Genomic DNA, 23712 nt, shown 5'->3' with positions numbered 1-23712 from the left:
AGCGGCCTCAATGGAGCATAAGGGGTACTTCGCCTTATGCTGCCCGGGCCCGGGATGCCGTCGCCAGGATATCGTCCAGCCGCCTCAGCGTGGCTTTCCAGTCATGCCTGGCCAGAACGGCGGCGCGCGCCGCCGTGCCGAGGTCGGGCATCTCGCCAGCCAGCACCTGCGCGACCGCCGCTGCCATCGCTTCCGTGCCGTCGGCCACCAGAAGGTCACGGCCGGCAATGGCGTGCACGCCCTCGTATGCCTCAGGCGAGGCCACCACGGGACGTGCCATGGCCATCGCCTCCAGCACCTTGTTCTGGATGCCGCGCGCGATGCGCAGGGGCGCCACGGCCACCGCGGCATGGGCGAGGTAGGGCCGTGTGTCCGGCACGCTGCCTGTGACGTGCACGCGCGGAAGCTCGGCCAGCGCCTGCACGGCAGGCGACGGGTTGGCCCCAACGATGTGGAAGTGCGGGGACGGCGCGAGTGAGGCCAGGCGCGGCATCACCTCCTTGGCGAAGAAGGTCACCGCCTCGATGTTCGGGCGGTAGTCCATGGTGCCGGTGAAGACGATGGCGGGCGATTGTGCCTCGAAGGGATTGGACCAGTCGCCTTGCGGGGTGAAGCGCGCGACATCGACCCCGTTCTCCAGCCAGTCCAGGCGCGACGCGACCTCGGGCGCGAGCGTGGCGAAGGTCTGCGCCTCCTGCGCGGAGACCAGCAAGGTGCGATCGAACTGCGCCGCAGCGCGGCGCTCGAAGGCCAGCAGGGTGCGCGCCTCGCGCGCCCAGACCAGCCGCTTGGGTCCCTCGGTGGTCGCGGCGTAGGCGCGCCACTTCTCCGAATCCACATCCACCATGTCGAGGATCTGCAACGGTCCGTCCGGTCGCGGCAGGATATAGGCCGCCATGGCCGAGGAATAGACCATCACCGCGTCGTGGCGGCGCGCCTCAAGGCCGGCGCGCACCCAGCGCGCGAGGCCGGGCTCGCGGAACCAGGCGAGGCTGAGCGGTTGGCCGGGGCGCGTGCCGAGGAGGGTGCGCGCGATGCGTCCGTTGCGCGTCACGGGCGCGGCATGAACTTCCGCGCAACAGTCGCGCAGCACGGACATATGCCGGGTGTCCGCCGGATCGTCCACGAGGCAACCGAGATCGACCGTCCAGTCTCGAGCGAGATGCTCCAGCATGTGCCAGGCGCGGATCTTCTCGCCCTTATCCGGCGGATAGGGGATGCGATGCGCGAGGAAGAGAAGCCGCGGCCTGCCCATCTGCTTCAGCCCAGGCCCCGCACCAAGTGCGGTCCGATCAGGTTGGCGACCGGCAAGGGCAAGTGCTTCCAGGCCGAGATGAAGTAGCGGTATTTCGGGTTGTTCGGGTTGTTGTCCGGCACCTTCGCGCCCGGTGCGAGGCGATAGCAATAGTGAAGCCGCTGCGGTTCGAAGCCCCAGTTCTTCTTGAAGGCGAAGGCGCCGGTATCGGCCTTGCTGCGGCCGAAATCGAACAGGGTGGCGCCGCGATGCTGCGCGGCGCGGCGCATCACTTCCCAGTACATGACGTCGGCGGCAGCCAGGCCGCGCGCTTCCCGCGTGCCGCCGCCGTAATAGGGCAGCACCTCCTGCTTGAAGTGGAAGGAGAGCACCGAGGCGACCGCCCGTCCTTCGTGCAGAACTGTCGTGACGTCCGATTCCTCCGGGAAGGCCTCGAGCAGGGCACGGAAGTATCGCTTGGGAAACACCGGGCTGCCGAGATTGCGGACGCTTTCCGCGTAGACATGGAAAAGCGCATCGACGTCGCGATCGGTCCGGATCTCAAGGCCGCGCTTCAACGCCTTGCGCACCTCGGCGCGCTGCTTGCGCGGGATGTTGTTGGCCAGGTCCTTGGCTTCGTCGCCGGTGATAGAGGCGATCGGCTTGCGGAAAGTGTAGTAAAGCGCCGGCCTTTCGACCCACCCCGCATCGGCTGCGCCGAGCCGCCGGTATTCGAGGCTTGGCGCTCCGAGCTTCGCCTGCAGTTCGATGGCATGGGCATCGAGCGCCGCGGCGCCCTCGGGCGTGGCGGCCAGCGCGCCGCCATAGACGCAATAGGGCGTGGAGGCGAGCACGTCGCCGAACAGCATGGTCTTCATGCGCACCAGCGGCAGCACGCCGACCACCGTGCCATCCTGCTCCGCCAGCGCGTAGTGACTGCGATGACCGAAGCTTTGCGCGATCACCCGCGCCCAGGCGGACAGATGAAAGAAGCTGCCTTGCGCGTGTGTCCGCACGAAGGAATCCCAGGCGGCCGCGTTGGTCTTGTCGAGAGGACGGATGCGGATCGACATCTCAGGCGGCCTTGCGAAGAGGGCCGACGATCGTGGCGCCGAAGACGTCGTTCATCGGTCCCCACTGGAAATCGCGCAGAAGCCGCACCAGCCGTGTTTCCATCTCGTCCAGGCCGACATAGTGGCGGAAGCGCGAAAGACGTCCGGCACCTTCGGCGCGCGGCTGATTCGGGTCGATTTCCCAGGGATGGAAGTAGAAGACGGCCGGCCGGCCCTCGGTCGCGTTGACGCGGCGCAAGCCACGGCGCGTCAGCCCATAAGGCAGCAGCCGGAACCAGCCACCTCCGGCGCAGGGCAGGCTTCGCCCGAAAGCGCGCACGGTCGTCATGGGAATCTCCGCGACGCCGCCCGGATGTGGCCGGTGCGGTTGGCGCGGCGCCGCGGGATCGCCGTACAGGTCGTGGCGCACGGGGAAAACCGAGGACGAGTAGCGATAGCCCTCGTCGGCCAGCACGGCATACGCCCAGGGCGTGTGACGGGCGCTGATCGAAAAGGTGGGCGCTCGATAGCCGACAACCGGTACGCCGCCGGTCTCCTGCAGGACGGTTCGGGCGCGGCGGATATCGGCCCGGAAGGCAGCCTCGCCGATGGCATGGACCTGTTCGTGGCCATAGCCATGACTTGCCAGCTCATGGCCCTCGGCCACGATACGGCGAATCAGGGAGGGATGTCGCTCGGCGACCCAGCCAAGGGTGAAGAATGTCGCCCGCACGTCGGCAGCGGCGAGGAGGTCGAGCACACGGTGCGTGTTCGTCTCCACGCGCCGTTCGCGCGAGGCCCAGCTCTCGCGCGGGATGATTCCGGCGAAAGCCTGGACCTGGAACCAATCCTCCACGTCGATGGACATGGCGTTGCGAACCGTGCTCATGCGCGCGCTCCCAGGTTGGTGAACTTCTTCCATAGCTTGTGAAGGCGATGCGGCCTGTCGTGGTGGCGCTCCACGGCGAGTTCGAGCTGATCCACGAGCTGAGCCACGGCTCGGATCGTGTCGCGTGGTTCGTCCGGCGGTGGTGGTACCGATGGTGGTGCCGGTTCGGGTACCGGCGGTGATGGCGTTACATCGGCGCTGATCGCACTGAGATCATCCGCCAGTTCGTCGGCGGTGTTGCTGACGAGTTCGGCGGTCAGCACCGCGACATTGTCCAGCGCGCCGGCCAGCAGCACCCGGGCGCAGAGACGGTTGATTCGGCGCGGGATGCCGCCGGAGTGCTGGTGCACCAGGTCGAGCGCGGCCTCCTCCCAGCCGGGATAGCCGGTCCAGCCCACCGATGTCATGCGGTGCCGGATGTAGAGGTGGGTCTCTTCCCGCGTCAGGGCGGGGAGGTGATAGGCGGCGAGGACGCGCTGGCGGAGCTGATCGAGGTCGCGCTGCGCCAGAGTGTGGCGCAGCTGGGGCTGGCCGATCAGCAGGACCTGCAGCAGGGCATGCGCTCCGTCGCTGACATTGGAGAGCATGCGCAGCTCCTCGAGCGAATCGATGGGCAGGGCCTGCGCTTCGTCGATGATGAGAATGTGCCGCCGGCCACCCTCAGCGATGCCGCGGTGGAGCGCGGCGATGATGCCATGGAGCAGCTCCGCCTTGCCGCCGGTCGCCGGTACGCCGAAGGCGATGGCAACGAGGCGCAGCAGCTCCGTGGCCTCGACCTGCGTCGTCATCACCCGTGCGATCGGATGGCCCTTTGTCGAGAATTCGGCGCAGAGCCGTTCGATCAGCGTGGTCTTGCCGGCGCCGACCTCGCCCGTGACGACGACGAAGCCTTCCCGCTGCGACAGTCCGTAGAGCAGATGCGCGTAGGCGCGGTTGTGCGCCGTGCTCGGGAAGAACAGCCGGACATCCGGTGTCATCCGGAAGGGAGGCTCTTGAAGTCCGTACAATTCGGGATTCATGACGCTGCCTCAGAAGCTCTTGCGCAAGCCGATGCGGACGACGAACTGCGAGTAGCCCTGCCCGGGCTGGGAATAGTTGTTGTTGCTCCAGGACACCTGCATGGCAGCGGCGAGCGTCTCGCTCAGCCGGTGCACCAGCGTGCCGGAGAGGGCGGCAATGTTGTTGTTGCCCTGGCCCGGTTGGGCATAGGAGACCCAGCCATACTGCGCCGTGGCGACCCCGGTGGTGCGGGGAGAAAATTCGTGTGCCCAACTGAAGCCGGCATAGACGCCGCTGTTGGTGCCGACGTTGAAGGCGTTGTTTGCGGAGGTGAGGGGGATCTGTTCCTGCCAGGTGCCTGACAGGGTGAAGGCGTCCCGCGCCCAATGATGCCGGATCGAGGCCGTGCCCAGGCGCAGCCGGTAGAGCGTGTTGGATATGCCAAGGAACGAATTTATCAGCACGACCGGCGCGCCTGTCTGGCTGTCCACGGGATTGCCGAGCGAATCGGTGGTCGTGGTGGCGAGCAGGTCCTGGGCCTCCGTCAGCGACGTTCCGATGGAGTCCCTGTAGGTGGCAAAAAGGTCGGTGCGCACACCGATGGCCACACCCGCGTTCAGGCTGAAGGAATTGTAACCGTCGCGGTGGCCGTAGCGGACGATGACGAGGGAGTCCGGGTTGGGCTGCAGCCGCAGCCCCACCGACCAGATCGCATCCTCGATGTTGATCGGATTGGTGCCCGAGAATGCCTCGCTCTGATATCCGATCTCCCCGAGAAGGGCGATGCTGTGGCGGATCGCGTAGCGCACCTCGAGCGCGGAGATGAAGCGATGGGCGCCGTCGTAGATCCCGTCGCCGACATACCGGATGCCGTCGACCCGTGCCTGCAGCGCCAGGCGGCCGAAATCCTCGCCGCTGCGCACGACCGCGAAACCGCGATGGGCAAGAAAGTTTGCCGGGCTGCCAAACGTGCCGGTGTTGTTGAAATCGGCCCATCCCTGCTCGGAATACTGCAGAGAGTAGCCAGCCTGCGCCGTAGCCATGCTGCCGAAGCGGTGCGTCAGGAAGGGCGTCACCTGCGCGGTGTAGGTCTGCATCGTCTCGCTTCCGGCAGCGAACTGGCCGCTGCCGGGAATCTGCCCGAGCGTGGCGGGCAGCACGCTGGCCGATCCGCGCAGGTCGACATAGAAGATGCCAGGGACCACGGCGGCGAGAAGCTTCGCGTCGCCGAACTGGTCCACGCCGTTGTTGTTGGGATAATTGGCGTAGAGGCGCAACGTCGGCGAATAGCGCAGCGCGCCGGAGAACCGCGCCGTGGAGACCGCGGCTTCGATGGTGGGCGAGATCATGGCGACGAAATCGCCGCGCTGATCCTGGCTCGTCTGGAACAGGTTGTTGGTGGCGAGAAGCTCGACGCCGATCGATGGCCGGAAGGCGTAGGGTCGATTGCCGAGCTCGAAGGGAGTGGCCAGCCCGCTGATGCCGTAGCCGCCGATACCGTAACCGCTGGTCGCGAATCCGGGCAGCGTGCCGCCGGCATAGGGGCGTGGGAGGAGCGGCGTGTCGCGGCCGGCCAGCGGGCCGAGCGCGGGCGATTGCAGCACTGGCGTCGTTGTCGTCGTTGTTGTCGAAGGCGCGGTCGGGTCGCTGCCGACGACGGGCGCCGGTGTGACACTGCTTGGCGGCGCCACGGTCTGCGCAGCGGCAGGGGTGGCGATCAGCAACGCCGCCACCAGCCCGGCTGCCAGGACATTGTCAGGCCCTGTTGGCACCGATCGCCGCATTGCCAGCTCGCGAGGCACGTCCTCTGAATCGGTCGCTGACCCGCAGCGCGGAGCGGTTTAGAAGGAGCTGAAGCGTCGGGCAGGCGTCGAGGATGTCGAGGGCCGCTTCCACCTCCACCCGCTTGGTGCGTTCCGCCTCCACGACCAGCACGACCTGACCGGCCGCCGCAGCGAGCACGCCCGCAATGCTGCGTTCCATGCAAGCCGGCGTGTCCAGGAGAATGACATGGTCCGGCAGCCGCTCGGCGAGATGAAGCAGTGCCGCCGTCACGGCGCTGCCCTGCCCATGGGAGGGCTCGACCAGGCCACGGGGCAGGACGAACAGGCCGGCACTTTCGGTATGCCGCAGCAACCCGTCGGGATCGCCCTTGTCGCGCAGCTGTTCGAGCCCCGGCGTGCCATCGAGCCCGAGGCGGGCGGTGAGTGAGCCGGCGCCTCCTTCGATATCGACCAGAATCGCGGGCCGCCGTGCTCCTTCGGCGATGCTCGCGGCGAGGTTCAGGGCAACGAAGGACTTTCCCTCGCCGGTGTGGGCGCTGGTGATCGCCACGAGCCGCCCATTCCGCCCTTCGGCGGGGACCGTGGCCTCGACGGCACGCAGCACCTGCTCGCGGATCAGGGCGATCTCCTCCCGTGCGGGATCGGCGGAATCGACCAGTCCGGCCCGATGCAGCAAGGCACGAGAAACCGGGGCAAATCTCTCCCGGCCGGGTGCGATCGTGGCCGGGCGCGGGGCCGGCATGGCCGGTGGCACGACCGGATCCATGGACGGGGCAATCACCTCCACCGGCGCGAGGGGCGCGCGGCCGAGGGGAGCCTGGCTCGTTACGGCAGCGCGGGCTGCATCTGCGGCGCGCTCGACGAGATGGGGACGCCGGGGCAGGGGGGCATTCATGCGGCAAACATCTCCATGATGTTGCGTGGTCCCATCGTCGCAACGACGAGCCCCAGTGGAAGCGGCAGCAGGCAGAGTACGAGGAGCATCACATCGGCCGTGCGCAGGCGGCTCCGCGTCGAGCCGGACAAGGCGCCGAGCACCGTCAGGCCGACGCCCCGCAACTCGCGCAATGAATAGAAGCTCGTGTCGAGCTGCACCTGGAGGAAGAGCAGCGCGCCGGCAGCACCGAATGCTGCAAGCAGGACGCCCGCCGCGAGCAGTAGGCGCTTCGGACCGGCCGGGGTGACCGGCAGGGTCGGCGGATCGACCACGTCGAGCGTCACACGGTCGGTGCCGGTGCGCGCGGCCTCGGCGATGTTCACGGCCTCGCGGCGGGAAAGGAGCTCTTCGTAGTTGCGGCGGATGATGTTGTAGTCGCGGTCGAGATTGGCGAACTGCGCCTGCACCTCGGGAGCGTTGCGTGCCATCTCTTCCAGCCGACTGCTCTGGATCTCAAGCTCGCGGAGCTGGCGCTCCAGCGAGGTGATCTGGGCGTCGGTATCGACGAGCCGGACCGCCAGCTGCTCGCGCGCCGGGTCGCCGCGCGCCGTGCCGGCGGCGGTACGGCCCGCGCCGCCAACCGCGCGCGCGGCGTCCAGGGTGGCGCGCGCCGCGGCCACTTCCGGATGCTGGTCGGTGTAGCGCTGACGCAGCACCATCAGGCGCTGCTCCGCCTCCGCCGTGGAGGACGCAGCGCTGGCGGCGGGAGTCGCGGCGATCTGCTGCCGGAGAAGATTGCGGCGGCTGATCGCATCCGACAGTTCGCCGCGCATGGTCTCGATGCGGGCCCGTACGGCATCGAGCCGCGACACGCTGCCATTCAGCGAAAGCAGATCCTGATAGCTGGCGGTGAAGGTCGCGCGGCGCTGCTCCGCCTCCCGCAACTGCTGCTCGTACACGGCGAGCTGCTGCACCAGGAAGGAGCGGGCATTCTCCATCTGGCGCCGGTCCGAACCGCTGGCCAGCTCGAGGAACAGCTCCACGACGTGCTGCACCACGTCGTGCGCCACGCGCGGATCGGTGTCGGCATACTCCACAGTGAACAGGTTGCGGCCCTGGATACCGAAGCGGAAGTCGCGTGCAAGTGTTTGAATGATCTTCTCGCGGTCGATGCCGGCGGCGATGCGTTGCGAAAGTGCGGTGCGGTCCACGATCCTTTCGAGATTGGGACGGCTGACAAGCGTCCGCTGCAGCACCTCGACCTGTGCGGCAGGTGAATTGTCGATGGCGATGCCGCGCAGCAGCATGCCGAGCACGGCATCGGCGTCGGCGTAAATGCGCGCCGTCGAAACGTAGCGATCGGGCAGTAGGCGGACACCGGTCCAGCCCAGCAGCGCCACCACCCAGATCAGCGCCACGGCCTGCCAGCGGTGCCGCCATGCCGAGGCGGAGTAGCGAAGGAACAGGTCGATCGCAGCCACGGCTAGAACCAGCCCTGCGGAATGACGATGGTATCGCCCGGGCGGAGCGGCACGTCCTGTGCGATGTCGCCGCCCCGCATCAGGTCGTCGAGGCGGATGCGGAAGGTGCGTGGGGCGGCGCCGGGCGTATCACGGCGGATGATCTCGGTGCGGTTGCCGGCTGCATAACGGGTCAGGCCTCGGGCCTCGATAACGGCGTCGACCACCGTCATGCCCTCGCGATACGGCATGGTTCGCGGCTGGGTGGCCTCGCCGATGATGCGAACCTGCTGCGCCGGGGAGCCGACGAAGCTGCGCACCATCACCGTGACGTTGGGATCGATCACATAGGGGCGCAGTCGCGCGGTGATGTCCTTGGAAAGCTGTGTGGGCGAGCGGCCTGCGGCGACGATGTCGGGCACCAGAGGCAGCGAGACACGACCGTCGGGACGCACGGGAAGGCCGGTCGTGCTCAACTCGGGAGCGAGATAGACGAAGACGTCCAGGGCATCGCCCGGCCCGATCACGTAGTCGGGTGCGTCCGTCCCGGTGGCCACAGCCGCGGTTTCGGGCGGTGGCGAAGTAGACGTCGTGCAACCCATGGCAGTAAGGGCAAGAACGGCTGCGACAATGCGCAGGAAACTCTGTGATGGCATGAACCCCCCTGGGGCGGACGTGCGCCCTCGTCGTGCCTGGCGAGTAAACCTATGCAAAGTCGTATGCGCGGCGCAACGCACCGAAAGGCAAGACGATTGGCTCTTTCGGATTAGGTCTTTCGCACGAGGGTGAATCCGGAAGGGGATGCCGTCATCGCGAGCAACAGATCCTCCGGCACCGGGCACATCGGAGGTACCCATTCGTCTTGCATGCAAACGTGCAGTTGAAGCGGATACGTTTGCTCGCGCCAGACCGTGGCAGGGGAAGGAGTGTCCATGTTCCTTTTCAGCATCCGCGAAACCAATCCAACTGTTGAGGTGACGTGATGTCGGTAACGCAGGAATACGCAGGCGCCGACGTTGCCGTCATGGTGAGTGCCGACGGACAGGTGCTTCCCGAATCGTTGCCGCAGAACTGGCTGCGCGGCACCCGCGCCCTGCGGCAGGGCATGCTGGAGCACGGCCTGCATCGCAGCCTCGACATCCTCGCCAGCCTCGCACTGCTTGTGCTGACGCTGCCGCTGCTACTGGTGGTGGCGCTGGTCATCAAGCTCGATTCACGCGGGCCGATCTTCTACAAGCAGGAACGCGTCGGACGTAACCATCGCAATTTCAACATCTTCAAGTTGCGGTCCATGACGGTCAATGCCGAGACGCCCGGCGCGGCCGTCTGGGCCACGGTGGGCGACAGCCGGGTGACGCGGGTGGGCCGATTCATTCGTCTCACCCGCATCGACGAGATCCCGCAGGCCATCAACATCCTGCGCGGCGACATGGCCTTTGTCGGTCCGCGGCCGGAGCGGCCCGTCTTCGTCGCGCAGCTGACCGCCGCCATCCCGCATTATGCCGACCGTGCCGCGGTGCGCCCGGGCCTGACCGGCTGGGCGCAGATCAAGTATCCCTACGGCGCTTCGATCGAGGATGCGCGAGACAAGCTCTGCTACGACTTGTGGTACATCCGCGAGCGCAGCCTGTGGCTGGACCTGCGCATCATTCTTGCCACGGCGGGTGTGGTGCTGCGGCAGGCGGGAGCGCGCTGAGATATGGCGCACCTGCTCTCCCATGCCGGCACAACGGAAAAGATCCTACCCTTTCCCGTTGAGGCAAGGCGCAGGGCAGCCACGCCGCTCCGCCTGCTGACCTTCAGCACGCTGTACCCCAACGCGGCGCAACCGACCCACGGCGTCTTCGTCGAGAACCGGTTGCGTCATCTGGTGGCAAGCGGCGCGGCAACCAGTACGGTGGTTGCGCCGGTGCCCTGGTTTCCCTCGCGCAATGCGAGGTTCGGACGATGGGCGCGTTGTGCCGCGGCGCCCGCCGAGGAGATGCGGCACGGGCTGCGCGTCCTGCATCCGCGATACGCCGCGCCGCCGCGCGTCGGCATGTATACCGGCCCCTGGGCGCTGCTGCGCGCCGGCCGTGCCGCGCTCGCCCAGCTGCAGGCCGAGGGCGCGCGCTTCGATGCCATCGATGCGCACTATCTCTACCCCGACGGCGTTGCCGCGGTCTGGCTGGCGCGCGAGGCCGGGCTGCCGGTGGTCATCACGGCGCGCGGTTCGGACATCAGCCAGCTGCCGCGCTTTGCCGTGCCGAACCGGCTGATCGGTGCCGCCATCCGCGAGGCGGATGCGCTGATCGCCGTGAGTGCGGGCCTCGCCGGCGGATTGATCGACCTGGGCGCTTCACCGCCAAAGGTGACAGTGCTGCGCAATGGTGTCGATCTCGCCGGCTTCGCGCCGCCGGCCGATCGTGCTGCGTGCCGCGCGGCGCTTGGCCTGTCGGGACCGGTCATCCTCTCGGTCGGCCATCTGATCGAGAGGAAGGCGCATCATCACACGATCGCCGCCCTCGCCGAATTGCCGGAGGCCACTTTGCTGATCGCCGGCGAGGGACCGGAACGCGGCGCGCTGGTGGCGTTGGCCAAGGCGCTGGGCGTCGCGGACCGCGTGCGCCTGCTCGGGGCCCGGCCGCATGATGAACTGGCCAACCTCTACGGCGCGGCGGATGCCCTGGTGCTTGCGTCCACTCGGGAAGGCTGGGCGAACGTGATGCTGGAAGCGATGGCCTGCGGCACCCCGGTTGTCGCCGGACCTGCCTGGGGCAGCCGCGAGGCCATCTCGGTCCCCGAGGCCGGGCTGGTGCTCGACGAGGTCGGCCCGGGCCCGATCGCTGCGGCACTCCGCACGCTGATTGCCTACCCGCCGGACCGCCGGGACATCCGTGCCCATGCCGAACGTTTCGGCTGGGATGAGACGACACGCGGCCAGGTCGAATTGTTCAGGGATGTACTGACGATGCGGAGAAGCGCGGCATGACGCTTTGGCTGGTCACCGGAGGTTGCGGCTTCATCGGTTCCCATCTCTGCGCCGCCCTCATCGCAGCGGGGGACCAGGTGAGGGTGCTCGACAACCTGTCCTCGGGTCGGCGGGAGAATCTCGCTCCTGGTGCTAGGTTGCTGATCGGCGATGTGGGCGACCCGGCGCTGCTGGCGCGCGCCATGGAAGGCGTCGACGGCTGCTTCCATCTGGCGGCCATCGCATCGGTGGAGCGGGGCGTGCGGGAATGGCGCGAAACGCACCGGGTGAATCTCTCGGCCTTCGTCGCGCTGCTGGATGCAGCGCGGGCGGACCGCGTGCCGGTGGTCTACGCTTCCTCCGCCGCCGTGTATGGCAGCAACGACGCGCTGCCGCTCACCGAGACGGCGGAGACGCGGCCGCTCTCTGCCTATGGCGCCGACAAGCTCGGATGCGAGTTGCACGCGCGGGTCGCGAGCGCCGTCCATGGCATCCCGACGCTCGGGCTGCGCTTCTTCAATGTCTACGGCACGCGGCAGGATCCGGCCTCGCCCTATTCCGGGGTGATTTCAATCTTCGCCGACCGGCTGCTGCGCGGCGATGCTTTGACCATATTCGGGGACGGGCTGCAGAGCCGCGATTTCGTCCATGTCTCGGCCGTGGTGGCGGCGCTGCGGGCCGGCATGGACCGGGCGGATACGTCGGCGTCGGTCTTCAATGTCTGCGCCGGGCGGAGCACGACGGTGTTGGAATTGGCCGAGGTCCTCGCTGAAGCCTGCCACCGGGAGCCGGTCATCCGTCATGCGCCCGGCCGCGCCGGAGAGGTCCGCAATTCCCTTGGCGCCCCTCAGGCCGCACGCACGGTCCTTGGCCTCGACGAGCCGCTGGGACTGCGGGATGGGCTGCGCGAGGTGGTGCGATGGATGCGTGCCGGCCGGCCTCTGCTGGCAACGGGCGAGCTAGTTGAAAGCGAATAGGGCGATGGCCGCCACAGCGCCCCAAAGCACCAGCGACAGCAGGATGATGATGAGTGCTGCTTGCGGCCACGGCCAACGCATTCCCGGCCGAGCGCGGGACCGCAGCGAGTGGATTAGCCCGGAGGAGCCTTTTACGGCTTTCTTGGAAACGTCCACCCGGCCACCTCGTGCAAACGAACTGTCACATCAGGGGTTCGACAGCCTACGAGCGTGCGGCGTCGCGGGGCAAGTCATTTCGCCAGGTGCACGCGTAGGTCGCGGAATTATCGCAACTTTCAATGTGGTCGAACGGGAAGGGTCGTCTCCATGTGCGGCATAGCCGGACTGTTCCATCCTTTGCGGCCTTCCGTTCCGGCGACCCGCACCCTGCGGGCGATGACCGACGCACAGCGTCACCGCGGTCCCGATGGAGAAGGTTTTCACGCCGAGCCGCATCTCGGTTTCGGCCATCGGCGGCTGGCGATCGTGGATCTGGCCGGCGGGGCGCAGCCGATGGCCACCGAAGACGGCGCGGTTGTCGTCACCTTCAATGGCGAGATTTATAATCACGAAGCCCTGCGCCGCGAGCTCGAGGCGCGCGGTCACATCTTCCGCAGTCGCTCCGATACGGAAGTGCTGCTGCATGGCTGGCGCGAATGGGGGCCGGAAATGCCGGCCCGACTGGTCGGCATGTTCGCCTTTGCGCTCTGGGACCGCGGGGCCGGGCTGCTGCTGCTGGCCCGCGACCCTTTGGGCGAGAAGCCGCTGCACTATGCATGGCTACAGGATGGCGGCTTTGCCTTCGCCTCGGAGATCGGCGGGCTGACGGCGCTACCGCAGCTCCCGCGTGGTCTCGACCCGGTGGCGCTGGATGACTTTCTGGCCCTCAGCTACGTCCCCGAGCCGGCGACCATGTACGCCGCCATCCGGCGCCTTCCGCCGGGGCATCTCATGCTGCTCCGCCTGGGCGAGGCAGGGGCGACCCAACGGCGCTACTGGGCGCCGCCGCGCATGGCCGGCGCCGGCGGCGCCGATGCAGAAGAGGTATTGCGGCGGCGCCTCGATGCGGCGGTGCAGGCGCGCATGATGGCCGACGTGCCGCTCGGCGCATTCCTTTCGGGGGGAATCGACTCCGGGGCGGTGACCAGCCTGGCCGCGACGGCGGCAGCGCAACCGCTCGCCACCTTCACCATCGGCTTTGCCGGCGCGGCGGACGAACGGCCGGACGCCACGCTGGTGGCCGAGCGCTACGGCACGCGCCATGTCGCCGAGAATGGCGCGGCGTTGGACTACCTCGATATGGCGCGCAAGATCCCGCAGCTGTTCGGGGAACCCTTCGGCGATCATTCCGCAGTGCCGACCCTGGCGGTGGCGAGCCTGGCACGACGCCATGTCACGGTGGCGCTTTCGGGCGATGGCGGGGACGAGGTGTTCGCCGGGTATCGTCGCTATCGCTTTCACATGATGGCCGAGGCGGCGCGGCGATTGCTGCCGGCCGGGCTGAGGCGCGGCGCGGTGGGTGCGCTGGCCCGCGCCTATCCGAAGCTGGACCGCGCCCCCCGCTGGCTGCGCGCCAAGACGACGCTGACCGAGATCAGTCTGGACAGCGCGCTGGGCTACTACGGCACCGTCTGCAAGCTGGCAGAGGAAAATCGGCGGAGGCTGTTTACGCCGGCCCAGCGCGCGGCGATCGCGGGGCACGATCCGGCGGCGCGCTTTGCAACCCTTATGGGTGAATGCGATCCCGAGGATTCGCTGCTCCAGGCGCAATATGCGGATCTGCAAACCTATCTGCCGGGCGACATCCTGACCAAGGTGGACCGGACCAGCATGGCGGTGTCGCTGGAGGTGCGCCCGCCGTTGCTGGACCCGGAACTCGTGAGCTGGGGGCTGGCCCTGCCGGCGGCGGCCAAGCTGCGCGGCGGGATCGGCAAGCGCGTGCTGCGTGAGGCCGCCGCGCCCCTCCTGCCGCCCGCCCTGCTGCGGCGGGGCAAGCGCGGTTTCGCGGCGGACCTCAGCGGGCAGTTCCGTGCCGCCGCGCCGGAGATCCGGGCGCGGCTGACGGGCGGACCGATGGCCGACAGCGGACTGTTCGATCTGCAGTCGATGGCGCGGCTCGTGGATCAGCACGCCGACGGTCGCTCGGACAATACGCAGGCTCTTTGGAATCTGCTTGTGGTGGAGGGCTTTCTGGCGATCGAGGCAAGGCTGTCGGACTTGGATCCGACGGCGAGGCTCCGCGTCGCGTGAATGCCTCCGCGAGGGACGCTGAAGATCGGCGTCCGTTCTCCTGGCCAGTCTGAAGGAACAGTTCGTGATGGAACGAATTTTAGTAGTGGGAGCAGGATTTGCCGGGGCCACCTATGCCCGTGAGCTCGCCGAGTCTGGCCATCTGGTCGACGTTATCGACCGTCGGGATCACATTGGCGGTAATGCTTTCGACGAGACGCTCGACAATGGCATCCGGGTGCACCGCTATGGTCCGCATCTATTCCACACGAACAACGAACGTGTGATCGACTGGCTGACGCGGTTTGGCGAGTTCGTGTTCTACAAGCACCGGGTCACTGCGCTGCTGCCCGACAGCCAGACCCTCGTGCCGCTGCCGATCAACCGGCGCACCATCAATGCCGTGTTCGGGCTTGAACTGTGCGACGAAGCCGAGGTGCGCGCCTTCCTCGCCCGCCAGGCGCTGAAATGCGAGCAGCCGCGCAACGCTGCCGAATACCTCTCTTCCCAGATCGGGGCGGAGCTGACCGACCTGTTCTTCCGGCCCTACACGAAGAAAATGTGGGCGCTTGACCTCGAGGACATGGACGCGGCTGTCGTTAAACGCATTCCCCTGCGCTTCGATGATGAGGATCACTATTTTCCCGAAGACAAGTTCCAGATGATGCCTCGGGATGGTTACACCGCGATAGTCGAGCGGATCCTGGACCATCCTGGGATAAGAGTCGGGCTCGCCACGACGTTCGAGAAAGCCATGCTTGCCGACTACGGTTTCTGCTTCAACAGTATGCCCATCGACGAGTACTTCGATGCCGCCTACGGCCCGTTGCCATACCGCTCCATCCGCTTCAGCCACCGGGAGGAGCCGTTCGAAGCGGGAATCGGTGAAACGTCGGTCGTGAACTTCACCGACGCCTCGCCTTTTACCCGGCAGACCGACTGGAGCCGAATTCCCTGCCATGTGCAGCAGCATACGGGGATGAAGACGGTAACCCGCGAAGAGCCCTGCGATTACGCGGACAACAATCTGGAACGGTATTATCCGGTGAAGACATCGGACGGTCGCTATCAGGCCATCTACGAAAAATACAAGAAACTGGCCAGTCGCGAGCCCCGACTCCGCTTCATCGGACGGTGCGGCACCTATCAGTACTTGGACATGGATCAAGTCATCAACCAGTCCTTGCAGGGTGCCCGTACCTGGCTGGCAAGTGCGGCGTAGACACCCGTCAAGGAGACAGGCCATGCCGACGATCGATGTCATCGTCCCTTGCTTCAATTACGGTCGATTCCTGCGATCTTGCGTGGACAGCGTCCTCAGCCAACGAGGATGCGAGGTCCGCATCCTCATCATCGACGATGCCTCGACCGACGACTCCCTGGCGATCGCGCGCTCACTGGCGGCAAGGGACGGCCGTATCCAGGTCGTGGCCCATGAGAAGAATCGCGGGCACATCGCCACCTACAACGAGGGCATAGAGTGGCTCTCGTCCGACTACATGCTGCTGCTGTCATCGGACGATATGCTGGCGCCCGGAGCCTTCGAGCGCGCGCTGGTGCTGATGGAGGCCGATCCATCCATTGGCTTCGTGTACGGAACGTCGGTCCGCTTCACGGCGCAGGCCGACGTCTACGCAGCGATCGGGCGGATGACACGGGTCGGCGAGTCGGCGGCGAGCGTCGACGAAGGCATCGCCCTTATTCGTCGGTTCTGCGCCGATCCCGTCAACCGGATCGAGACCGCAACGGCCGTGGTCAGAACCAGCCTGCAGAAGAAGGTGGGCGGCTACCGCCCCGAGATCCCGCATTCCGGCGACATGGAGATGTGGCTGCGCATCGCCGCGCACGGCAAGGTCGGTTTTGTGCCGGCCGTGCAGGCCTTCACGCGCATCCACGCGAACAACATGCACTTCAGCTACAAGGCCAATAGGGACCTGGAGGACTTTCGCCAGCGACGGGTGGTCTTCCGGACCTTCTTCGCCGGCGATGGTCGCGATCTGAAGGAGCGGCGAGCGCTCGAAGCCAGCGCCTACCGGTCTCTCGCCGAGGAGATGCTGTGGGCCGCTGCCCGCGCCTTCGATGAAGAAGATTCAAGCGGTGTCGCGGTTCAGCTGGTGGCCGAGGCGAAAAGTATCCGTCCCGGCATCGTCTGGTCGGCCTTGTGGTGGAAAGTCCTTGCTCGACGCGTTGCGGGATCGACTCTTTTGTTCAGGACGGCGCGCCGGCTGCTGAATGCACCGTCGCGCCGATTGAGCGACCAGCCCCGCAGCTCATAGAGGTGGCGCATGAACGCTCGCATTTGTGCGGTCGTAGTGACCTACAATCGCAAGGTCCTTCTCCGGGAGTGCCTCCTGGCCCTGGAGAAGCAGACACGCCCACTCGACGCCATTCTGGTGGTCGACAATTGCAGCACCGATGGCACGGACTCGATGCTCGCGGACGAGTTCGGTCATCTGTCGCTTCTCCGCCTGCAGGCCAACACTGGAGGCGCGGGCGGGTTCCACGAAGGCATGAAGAAGGCCTACGCGGAAGGCTTCGACTGGATCTGGGTGATGGACGACGATGTGGAAGCCGTCCCGGATGCCCTGTCGACGCTGCTGGAATTCCAGCCCGTATCGGAGTTCATCCATCCCCGTCGCCTGACCGATAGGGGTGATCCGTTCCCCTGGGAGGGGGTTCTGGATCCGACCAGCGGCAGCAAGAAGTCGTTTCCCACGGACATATCGTTTGAAAACGGCCGCACGTGGATTCCCGTGAATTACGGGTGCTTCGAAGGAGCGTTGATCAGCCGTCGTATCGTCGAGCGGATCGGATTTCCCGACAAGCGCTTCTTCATGATGGGCGACGACCAGATCTACGGCTACCAGGCATCCCGCTACACCAACGTCATCTACATCGACAGAGTCTGCTTTCGAAGGAAGCTGCCGTTTTCCGCCGAGCTGACCGAGAACAAGGCTTACATCTCCTTCAGAAATCGTTTTTTGACCTATGAGCACCTCGCATCTTCGGCGTTGCCGATGTCGCGAGGCGCTTTCTGGTTCCAGAACTTTCTCTTGGTGGCCTGGTACATTCGCGCCATGAACCCGCGCCGTCCGCTGGAATACTGGCGGAATCTTCGCGGCATGCTGCACGGGATGTGGGCCGGGACAAGAGGCTGCTACGGGGCTCCGCCATGGGTCCGTTGAGTGGCCAGGACTACGGGCGGGGCCTGCGGTGACCAACCTTCGCCGATCCCTGCTGTTCTCCTTCATGGACCGCTATGCCGGTATCGTCATCGGCCTGGCCATGACGATGGCCAGTGCGCGCATGCTCACCCCGGCCGATTTCGGCGTGTTCGCGGTCGGCATGTCGGTGATCCTGCTGATCGATGTGCTGCGGGATTTCGGCGCGGGCAACTATCTCGTGCAGCTCAAGGTGCTGGAGCGGAGCGCGGTGCGGTCGGCCTTCACCGTCTCTTGCATCATCTCCGGAAGCTGTGCCGCGGCACTCGCCCTGGCAGCAATCCCGCTCGGCCACTTTTATGGTGAGCCGGGCGTCGGCCATGTCGTGCTGGTGCTGTCTGCCGCGCTGCTGCTCAATGCCTTCGGCACGCCCGCCATCGCCATGCTGCGCCGGGAAATGGCCTTCGGCCAACTGGCGATGATCAATGTCGCGAGCGGCCTCGGCCAGCTCGGCACCGTCGTGCTGCTTGCCGGCCTCGGCCAGGGCTATATGGCGATGGCTTGGGCCGGGGTGGTGGTGGTGGCGCTGCGCACCCTCGGCGCCAACATCGCACGGCCGATGCTCTGGGCCTTCCGCCCGAGCCTCGCGGGCTGGCGGGAGATCCTCTCGTTCGGCGCCTGGTCCACAGCCACCGGCATCGTCAACGTCATCTACGAGACGCTGCCGCAACTCATCATCGGGCGCGTGCTCGGGATGGTGCCGGTGGGCTTGCTCGGCCGCGCCCAGATGGTTTGCCAGATGCCGGACAAGCTGATCGCCAGCGCATTGCATCCGGTCATCCTCCCGGCGCTCACCGAGCATGCAAGGCGCGGCGGCTCGCTGAAAGAACCCTATCTGGTCGGCCTGTCCTACATGTCAGCGGTGCATGTCCCCGCGATGGTGTGCCTGGCGCTGCTCGCCGAGCCCGTCGTGCTCATCCTGCTCGGACCGCAGTGGGGCGAGGTGCCGCCTCTGGTGCGGCTGATGGCCATGGGGCTGATCTGGATGTTTCCCGCCTTCCTGACCTATCCGATGCTGGTCGCCCTCGGCCGTATCAGGGAAACGCTGATCTCCAGCCTGATCAGCCTCCCCCCCAGCATCCTGTTGATCGCCGTCGCGGCACCGCATGGCATCACGGCCGTGGCGGCAGCCAGCCTCGTCACCGGGCCGCTCCAGGTTTTCGTCGCGGTCTCCTTCGTTCGTTCGCATGTCCGGATTGCCTGGGCGGAGATCCTGCGCGCCGCCGCGCCGGGCATGGTGGCCACGATCGGTGCGGCGGGCGGCATCGTGGCGGTCATGTCGCTGCTCGGTTTCCGCACGTCGCTGTCGGTGGGCGAGATGGTGGTCGCCATCATCGCCGCCGGCCTCGGGTGGCTGGGTGGGCTACGGCTGGGGGAGCACCCGTTGCTCGGTGAGATGCGCAGTCTTTGGATGCAGGTGCGGCGATGGGCGTGAGTGCGACAGCGCCTCTGTTGGCAGTCGCGCGGAATGTCCTGGGCGGACTCGCCCTGCCGCCGATCCTGCTCCTGCTGGCCGCACTGGCAGGCGCCGCGCTGGCGTGGCGAGGCCATCGTGCAGGCGGCGCGATCGCGCTGGTCGGTATCGCCGCCACCCTGCTGCTCGCCACGCCGATGGTCTCCGGCCTTCTGCTCGCTTCGCTCGAAGGGGCGGCACCTGCGGCGTTGGCGGCCACGCCGGGGGCCATCATCATCCTCGGCGCGGAGGCCAGCAACGGTCCGGACGGGCCGGAGGTCGGTCCGCTGACCCTGGAGCGGCTGCGCCGCGGTGCCGCCCTGCAGCGGGAGACGGGTCTGCCGCTGCTCGTCACAGGCGGGCCGCCTTCACCAGACACCCCACCGCTGGCCGCCGCCATGCGTGCCTCCCTCCTGCGCGATTTCACCGTTCCGGTGCAATGGGAGGAACCCGCCGCGCGCAACACCGGGGACAATCTCCGCCTTGCCGCCTCGATACTGGAAAAGACAGGGATTGGTGCGGCCTACATCGTCACCCATGCCTGGCACATGCCGCGAGCGCAGTTCGAGGCGACGCGTGCCGGCCTGCCGGTCCTGCCGGCGCCCGTGGCGCGGCCGCGTCGCCCGGACGGCCGACTGACCGACTGGCTGCCCCGCGCCGACTACCTTGCCCTCAGCTGGCTGGCATTGCGCGAGTGGACCGGCTTGGCAGCGATGCAGGTCGGGCTTTGATGGAAACGAGATTCGGAGCACGCATATGAGACGTATCTGCCTGATCGGCGCCGGGAATATCGCCCGCGTCCATGCCGAGGCGCTTTCCGGGATACCGGAAGTCTCCGTGGTGGCCGTGGCCGACCCGCGTTCCGGCGCCTCCGCAGCGCTGGCGCGCCTGCTGCCTGGCGCACGGCCGGTCGGCTCGGCCGAGGAGGCCCTGGCAGCCGGCGGCTTCGACGCCGCCCATGTGCTGACGCCGCCCGACACCCATGCCGCCATTGCCACGCCGCTGCTTGAGGCGGGCTGCGATGTGTTGCTGGAGAAGCCGATGGCGGCCTCGCGCGAGGAGTGCGAACGCCTGGCCGAAGCGGCCGCCGCTTCCGGCGCGGCGCTCGGCATCAACCAGAATTTTCTGTTCCACCCCGCGTTCCTTGCCCTGCGCCGCGCAATGGCCGAGGGCCAGCGGGGACGGCTGCGTTTCGTGGAATGCGTCTACAGCGTACCGCTTCGTCAGCTCGCTGCAGGGCAACTCGGGCACTGGATGTTCGCTGCGCCGGCGAACATCCTGCTGGAGCAAGCGGTGCACCCGCTGTCGCAGATTGCGGCCCTGCTCGGCGGGATCGAGGCGATGGAGGCGATGCCGGATGCGCCGCGGGTGCTGTGGGAGGGGCGGCGCTTCCAGGCCGGCTGGACGGTTACCCTCCGCGGTCCGCACCAATCTGCCACTCTGCGCTTTGCCGTGGGCGAGAATTTCCCGCTCTGGCAGATCACGGCGATCTGCGAAGACGGCGCCATCGTTGCCGACATCATCGGCAACCGCATCCACATGCAGAGGCGGACGCGCTTCGTCGACCCGATCGACGGTGTGGTCGCGCCGGCTCTCTCGGCGGCCGAGATGCTGGCGTGCGGCATTGGCAATTCCGGCCGCTACGGTGCCTCGCTCCTGGGCATGGCGAAGAGAAGCGACTCGTTCTTCCGCAGCATGCAAGGCAGCATCGCGGCCTTCCACGCCGCGCCTGCGCACTTCGAGGCGAACGCCGCATTTGGGACGCGGCTGGTCGGGCTCTGCGAGGAAATCGCCGCCCGTTTGCCCGCCGAGGAGAATCGTCCCGCGCCGCTGCCGGCACCGGCCACGCTGCGCGGCCACCCGGACGTCGCTGTGCTGGGCGGCACCGGCTTTATCGGCCGGGCCACCGTGGCGCGAATGCTGGGGGAAGGGCTCAGTGTCACCGTGATGGCGAGGGGCACGGAGGGGCTGCCGCCGCTCTTCTCCGGTCCGCGCGTTCGATTGCTGCGCGGGGATATCGCCGACGCCGACGCGGTGGGGCAAGCGGTGACCGGGGCGGGGGCGGTGGTCAACCTCGCCCATGGCGGCGGTGGCGCCGACTACGCTGCGATTCGCGCCGCGATGGTCGGAGGGGCGGAGGTGGTCGCGCGGGCCTGCCTCGCCGCGGGCACCGGGCGGCTGGTGCATGTCGGCTCCATCGCCTCGCTCTATCTCGGCCCGGGCGCCGGCCCCGTCACCGGCACCACGCCGCCCGACCAGGACGCCGTCCGGCGCGGCGATTACGCGCGCGCCAAGGCGGAATGCGACCTGATGCTGCTCGGCCTGCATGCGCAGGAGGGTCTGCCGGTGGTGATCCTGCGGCCTGGCCTCGTGGTCGGGGCAGGCACCTCGCCGATCCATAGCGGTCTCGGCTTCTTCAACACAGAGCAGCATGTCATCGGCTGGAATCGCGGCCGCAACCCGCTCCCCTTCGTGGTTGCCGATGACGTGGCTGCGGCCATCCTCGGCGCGCTTCGCGGCGAGCAGGCGTTGGGGCGCTGCTTCAACCTGGTCGGCGATGTTCGTCCGACGGCGCGCGAATACCTCGCCTGGCTGGCTGAAGCGACCGGTCGTCCGCTGCGCTTCCATCCCAAGTTCCCCGCCACGCTGCTGGCCGAGGAAGGCGTGAAATGGCTGCTGAAACGAGCTGGCGGCCGACGTTCACCTTTGCCGTCGCGACGGGACCTGCTTTCGCGCGGCCTGTACGCGCCCTTCGACTGCAGCGACGCCAAGCGCGATCTCGGCTGGGTGCCCGTGGCCGATCCAGCTCGATTCCGCGAGGCTGCCTTCGAAATGGGACCGTGATGCGGGCCGCGCCGCTGCTGCTGCATGTCTTTGCCAGCTTCGCCACGGGGGGGCCGCAGGTTCGCTTTGCCACCCTCGCCAACCGGCTGGGCGGACGGTTCAGCCATGCGGTGCTGGCGATGGACGGGCAGCTGGAGGCGCGGGCGTTGCTCGACCCCACGCTCGATATCCACTTTCCGCAGGTGAACGTGGTCAAGGGCGATACAGGAGGCAATCTGCGCCGCTTCCGGGCTGCGCTGCGGGACATCGATCCGGACCTGCTTGTCACCAGCAACTGGGGCAGCATCGAATGGGCTCTGGCGCGGATCGGTACGGGCGTGCCGCATTTGCATCTGGAGGACGGATTCGGCCCGGAGGAGCGCGCCCGTCAGTTGCCACGCCGCGTGCTGGCGCGCCGGCTCCTGTTGCGCCGGTCCACCGTGGTCGTGCCGTCCCGCCTGCTGTTGCGCATCGCCAACGAGACCTGGCGCCTGCCGCGCGCCAACGTGCGGCTGCTGGCGAACGGTATCGATCTCGCCCGCTTCGCCGCCGCCAGGCCGCGTGAGCGCGCGCAGCCCGTCGTGATTGGCACCGTCGCCGCGCTGCGGCCGGAAAAGAATCTCGCTCGGCTGATTCGCGCGATCGCCCTCGTGCCGGCGGCGGTACCGGTGCGATTGGTGATCGTCGGCGATGGTCCCGAGTGGGCGGCACTGGAAGCGCTGGCCGCCGCCATGGATGTCGAAGGGCGGGTCGAATTCGTCGGTCACCGCACGGACCCGTCGCCTTTTTATGCGGGCTTCGATATCTTTGCCCTTTCCTCCGACACCGAGCAGATGCCGCTCTCGGTACTCGAGGCAATGGCGTCGGGATTGCCCGTGGTGGCTACCGATGTCGGCGACATCTCCACCATGCTGGATGCCGCGAACCGTCCCTATGTGGTGCCGCGGGAAGACGGCGCGTTGGCCCACGCCCTGTCCAGCCTGGCGATGAGGCCAGATCTGCGGGCTGCCCTCGGCAGCGCCAACCGGGCGCGCGCCGAGGCCGAGTTCGCCGAGGAGGGCATGGTCGTCGCCTGGAACGACCTGTTCACTGCTCGCGCCCGCACACGATCTGGGTGATGAGCGGCGAGAAGATTGGGCTGGCTCAGATGATGAAGAAGTCGGAATGGGTCAGCGCGAGGCCGGGGCTCAATTGGGCGAACTGCGTCGCGCCGCCGGCGGCGCTGCCGTTGCTGTCGTAGAACAGCTTGCCTGTGTCGGTCTCATAGATGATGTGCTGCGAGGCATTGGTTGCGACGCCGCTGGTGTTGGCCACGAACTGCGCCGCGGTCAGCGTCCCCGTGCCGGTGATGGCGGTGAATATCGCGTTCTCGAGTCTGATCGTATCGTCGGCCACGTTGAAATCGATGATGCTGTCGATGTTCGAGGGCCCGAGCGCGTCGCGAAACACGAAGCTGTCGGCGCCGCCATTTCCTATGAGCATGTCGGATCCGCCTCGGCCGTCGAGGATGTTGTTGCCGGCATTGCCATCCAGTCTGTTGTTCTGACTGTTGCCGGTCAGGTCGATCCCTGCGGTCCCTGTCGCGAGGAGCTGTTCCACATTCGCCGGCAAGACATAGTCGACCATGGTTTTGACACGGTCCTTGCCGCCGCTCGCGAGTTCGATGATCGTATCGCCGGTATTGTCGACAACATAGGTGTCGTTGCCGGTCCCGCCCGTCATCGTGTCGATACCGGCGCCGCCATTGAGCACATTGTTGCCTGCGTTGCCGGTCAGGACGTTGGC

20 protein-coding genes are annotated in these 23712 nt (G+C 67.2%); 11 read left to right on the top strand and 9 right to left on the bottom strand.

The genetic code is table 11. The annotated features are described in order from the left end of the window. Positions 1 to 34 precede the first annotated feature (34 nt). The 8 genes from AC1ROX_RS30400 to AC1ROX_RS30365 all read right to left on the bottom strand — a co-directional run bounded on the left by AC1ROX_RS30400 (position 35) and on the right by AC1ROX_RS30365 (position 8852). Positions 35 to 1255 (bottom strand): TIGR03087 family PEP-CTERM/XrtA system glycosyltransferase, encoded by a 1221-nt coding sequence (locus AC1ROX_RS30400; protein ID WP_493132480.1) that lies wholly within the window; start codon positions 1253 to 1255, stop codon positions 35 to 37. Positions 1256 to 1260: 5 nt separating this feature from the next. Beyond that, entirely contained in the window at positions 1261 to 2307 is a 1047-nt protein-coding gene (locus tag AC1ROX_RS30395) for a FemAB family XrtA/PEP-CTERM system-associated protein (protein WP_493132478.1), read from the bottom strand. 1 nt (position 2308) lies between these two features. Continuing rightward, positions 2309 to 3175, bottom strand: a complete 867-nt coding sequence (locus AC1ROX_RS30390; RefSeq protein WP_493132476.1) for an XrtA system polysaccharide deacetylase — start codon at positions 3173 to 3175, stop codon at positions 2309 to 2311. Further along, positions 3172 to 4152, bottom strand: a complete 981-nt coding sequence (locus AC1ROX_RS30385; protein WP_493132474.1) for an ExeA family protein — start codon at positions 4150 to 4152, stop codon at positions 3172 to 3174. The genes AC1ROX_RS30390 and AC1ROX_RS30385 overlap by 4 nt, the downstream gene beginning before the upstream one ends. Before the next feature lie 51 nt (positions 4153 to 4203). Beyond that, positions 4204 to 5946, bottom strand: coding sequence for a TIGR03016 family PEP-CTERM system-associated outer membrane protein (locus tag AC1ROX_RS30380; RefSeq protein WP_493132472.1), 1743 nt, complete (start codon positions 5944 to 5946; stop codon positions 4204 to 4206). After that, complete coding sequence (locus AC1ROX_RS30375; RefSeq protein ID WP_493132470.1) at positions 5930 to 6724, bottom strand: P-loop NTPase family protein; 795 nt, start codon at positions 6722 to 6724, stop codon at positions 5930 to 5932. Before AC1ROX_RS30375 ends, AC1ROX_RS30380 begins: the two co-directional genes overlap by 17 nt. A gap of 125 nt (positions 6725 to 6849) precedes the next feature. Next, positions 6850 to 8316, bottom strand: coding sequence for an XrtA system polysaccharide chain length determinant (locus AC1ROX_RS30370; RefSeq protein WP_493132468.1), 1467 nt, complete (start codon positions 8314 to 8316; stop codon positions 6850 to 6852). A 2-nt stretch (positions 8317 to 8318) separates the two neighbouring features. After that, positions 8319 to 8852 carry an XrtA/PEP-CTERM system exopolysaccharide export protein gene (locus tag AC1ROX_RS30365; protein ID WP_493132466.1) on the bottom strand — a complete coding sequence of 178 codons (534 nt, stop codon included), beginning with the start codon at positions 8850 to 8852 and terminating at the stop codon, positions 8319 to 8321. Between the two features lie 425 nt (positions 8853 to 9277). Here AC1ROX_RS30365 and AC1ROX_RS30360 point away from each other — a divergent pair, with 425 nt between their 5' ends. The 11 genes from AC1ROX_RS30360 (at position 9278) to AC1ROX_RS30310 (ending at position 23045) form a co-directional block, all read left to right on the top strand. Then, the gene (locus AC1ROX_RS30360) at positions 9278 to 9991 is read left to right on the top strand and encodes a sugar transferase (protein ID WP_493132464.1); all 714 of its coding nucleotides are present in this window, start codon (positions 9278 to 9280) and stop codon (positions 9989 to 9991) included. Positions 9992 to 9994: 3 nt separating this feature from the next. Further along, the gene (locus AC1ROX_RS30355) at positions 9995 to 11266 is read left to right on the top strand and encodes a glycosyltransferase (RefSeq protein ID WP_493132462.1); all 1272 of its coding nucleotides are present in this window, start codon (positions 9995 to 9997) and stop codon (positions 11264 to 11266) included. Further along, a complete protein-coding gene (locus tag AC1ROX_RS30350) occupies positions 11263 to 12222 on the top strand; it encodes an NAD-dependent epimerase/dehydratase family protein (protein WP_493132460.1) in 960 nt (319 codons plus the stop codon). Before AC1ROX_RS30355 ends, AC1ROX_RS30350 begins: the two co-directional genes overlap by 4 nt. Before the next feature lie 306 nt (positions 12223 to 12528). Further along, positions 12529 to 14451: an asparagine synthase (glutamine-hydrolyzing) gene (asnB, locus tag AC1ROX_RS30345; RefSeq protein ID WP_493132458.1), complete on the top strand. Its 1923-nt coding sequence runs from the start codon at positions 12529 to 12531 to the stop codon at positions 14449 to 14451. Positions 14452 to 14518: 67 nt separating this feature from the next. Continuing rightward, positions 14519 to 15652 carry a UDP-galactopyranose mutase gene (locus AC1ROX_RS30340; protein ID WP_493132506.1) on the top strand — a complete coding sequence of 378 codons (1134 nt, stop codon included), beginning with the start codon at positions 14519 to 14521 and terminating at the stop codon, positions 15650 to 15652. A 22-nt stretch (positions 15653 to 15674) separates the two neighbouring features. Continuing rightward, complete coding sequence (locus tag AC1ROX_RS30335) at positions 15675 to 16706, top strand: glycosyltransferase family 2 protein (protein ID WP_493132456.1); 1032 nt, start codon at positions 15675 to 15677, stop codon at positions 16704 to 16706. Positions 16707 to 16715: 9 nt separating this feature from the next. Next, on the top strand, positions 16716 to 17615 hold the full coding sequence (locus AC1ROX_RS30330) for a glycosyltransferase family 2 protein (protein ID WP_493132454.1): 900 nt from the start codon (positions 16716 to 16718) through the stop codon (positions 17613 to 17615). 28 nt (positions 17616 to 17643) lie between these two features. Beyond that, entirely contained in the window at positions 17644 to 19086 is a 1443-nt protein-coding gene (locus tag AC1ROX_RS30325; RefSeq protein WP_493132452.1) for a lipopolysaccharide biosynthesis protein, read from the top strand. Continuing rightward, positions 19083 to 19835 carry a YdcF family protein gene (locus tag AC1ROX_RS30320; RefSeq protein WP_493132450.1) on the top strand — a complete coding sequence of 251 codons (753 nt, stop codon included), beginning with the start codon at positions 19083 to 19085 and terminating at the stop codon, positions 19833 to 19835. The genes AC1ROX_RS30325 and AC1ROX_RS30320 overlap by 4 nt, the downstream gene beginning before the upstream one ends. 25 nt (positions 19836 to 19860) lie before the next feature. Next, entirely contained in the window at positions 19861 to 21948 is a 2088-nt protein-coding gene (locus tag AC1ROX_RS30315) for an NAD-dependent epimerase/dehydratase family protein (RefSeq protein WP_493132448.1), read from the top strand. Next, a complete protein-coding gene (locus AC1ROX_RS30310) occupies positions 21948 to 23045 on the top strand; it encodes a glycosyltransferase (protein WP_493132446.1) in 1098 nt (365 codons plus the stop codon). Before AC1ROX_RS30315 ends, AC1ROX_RS30310 begins: the two co-directional genes overlap by 1 nt. 25 nt (positions 23046 to 23070) lie before the next feature. On the opposite strand, the gene AC1ROX_RS30305 is transcribed toward AC1ROX_RS30310, so the two are convergent. Beyond that, the coding region (locus tag AC1ROX_RS30305) for a calcium-binding protein (protein ID WP_493132444.1) at positions 23071 to 23712 on the bottom strand (642 nt) is incomplete at its 5' end.

The organism is Reyranella sp. GW821-FHT14A01 (assembly GCF_058803965.1).
The sequence above is the reverse complement of the archived record's forward strand: the minus strand, read 5'-3'. Positions and strand labels throughout refer to the sequence as shown.

Bases quoted from the DNA above. Each gene is read 5' to 3' on its own strand.
- AC1ROX_RS30400 (WP_493132480.1), bottom strand. From the start codon at position 1,255: ATGGGCAGGCCGCGGCTTCTCTTCCTCGCGCATCGCATCCCCTATCCG.
- AC1ROX_RS30335 (WP_493132456.1), top strand. From the start codon at position 15,675: ATGCCGACGATCGATGTCATCGTCCCTTGCTTCAATTACGGTCGATTC.
- asnB (WP_493132458.1), top strand. From the start codon at position 12,529: ATGTGCGGCATAGCCGGACTGTTCCATCCTTTGCGGCCTTCCGTTCCG.
- AC1ROX_RS30390 (WP_493132476.1), bottom strand. From the start codon at position 3,175: ATGAGCACGGTTCGCAACGCCATGTCCATCGACGTGGAGGATTGGTTC.
- AC1ROX_RS30310 (WP_493132446.1), top strand. From the start codon at position 21,948: ATGCGGGCCGCGCCGCTGCTGCTGCATGTCTTTGCCAGCTTCGCCACG.
- AC1ROX_RS30385 (WP_493132474.1), bottom strand. From the start codon at position 4,152: ATGACACCGGATGTCCGGCTGTTCTTCCCGAGCACGGCGCACAACCGC.
- AC1ROX_RS30340 (WP_493132506.1), top strand. From the start codon at position 14,519: ATGGAACGAATTTTAGTAGTGGGAGCAGGATTTGCCGGGGCCACCTAT.
- AC1ROX_RS30360 (WP_493132464.1), top strand. From the start codon at position 9,278: ATGTCGGTAACGCAGGAATACGCAGGCGCCGACGTTGCCGTCATGGTG.
- AC1ROX_RS30375 (WP_493132470.1), bottom strand. From the start codon at position 6,724: ATGGATCCGGTCGTGCCACCGGCCATGCCGGCCCCGCGCCCGGCCACG.
- AC1ROX_RS30330 (WP_493132454.1), top strand. From the start codon at position 16,716: ATGAACGCTCGCATTTGTGCGGTCGTAGTGACCTACAATCGCAAGGTC.
- AC1ROX_RS30315 (WP_493132448.1), top strand. From the start codon at position 19,861: ATGAGACGTATCTGCCTGATCGGCGCCGGGAATATCGCCCGCGTCCAT.
- AC1ROX_RS30395 (WP_493132478.1), bottom strand. From the start codon at position 2,307: ATGTCGATCCGCATCCGTCCTCTCGACAAGACCAACGCGGCCGCCTGG.
- AC1ROX_RS30355 (WP_493132462.1), top strand. From the start codon at position 9,995: ATGGCGCACCTGCTCTCCCATGCCGGCACAACGGAAAAGATCCTACCC.
- AC1ROX_RS30350 (WP_493132460.1), top strand. From the start codon at position 11,263: ATGACGCTTTGGCTGGTCACCGGAGGTTGCGGCTTCATCGGTTCCCAT.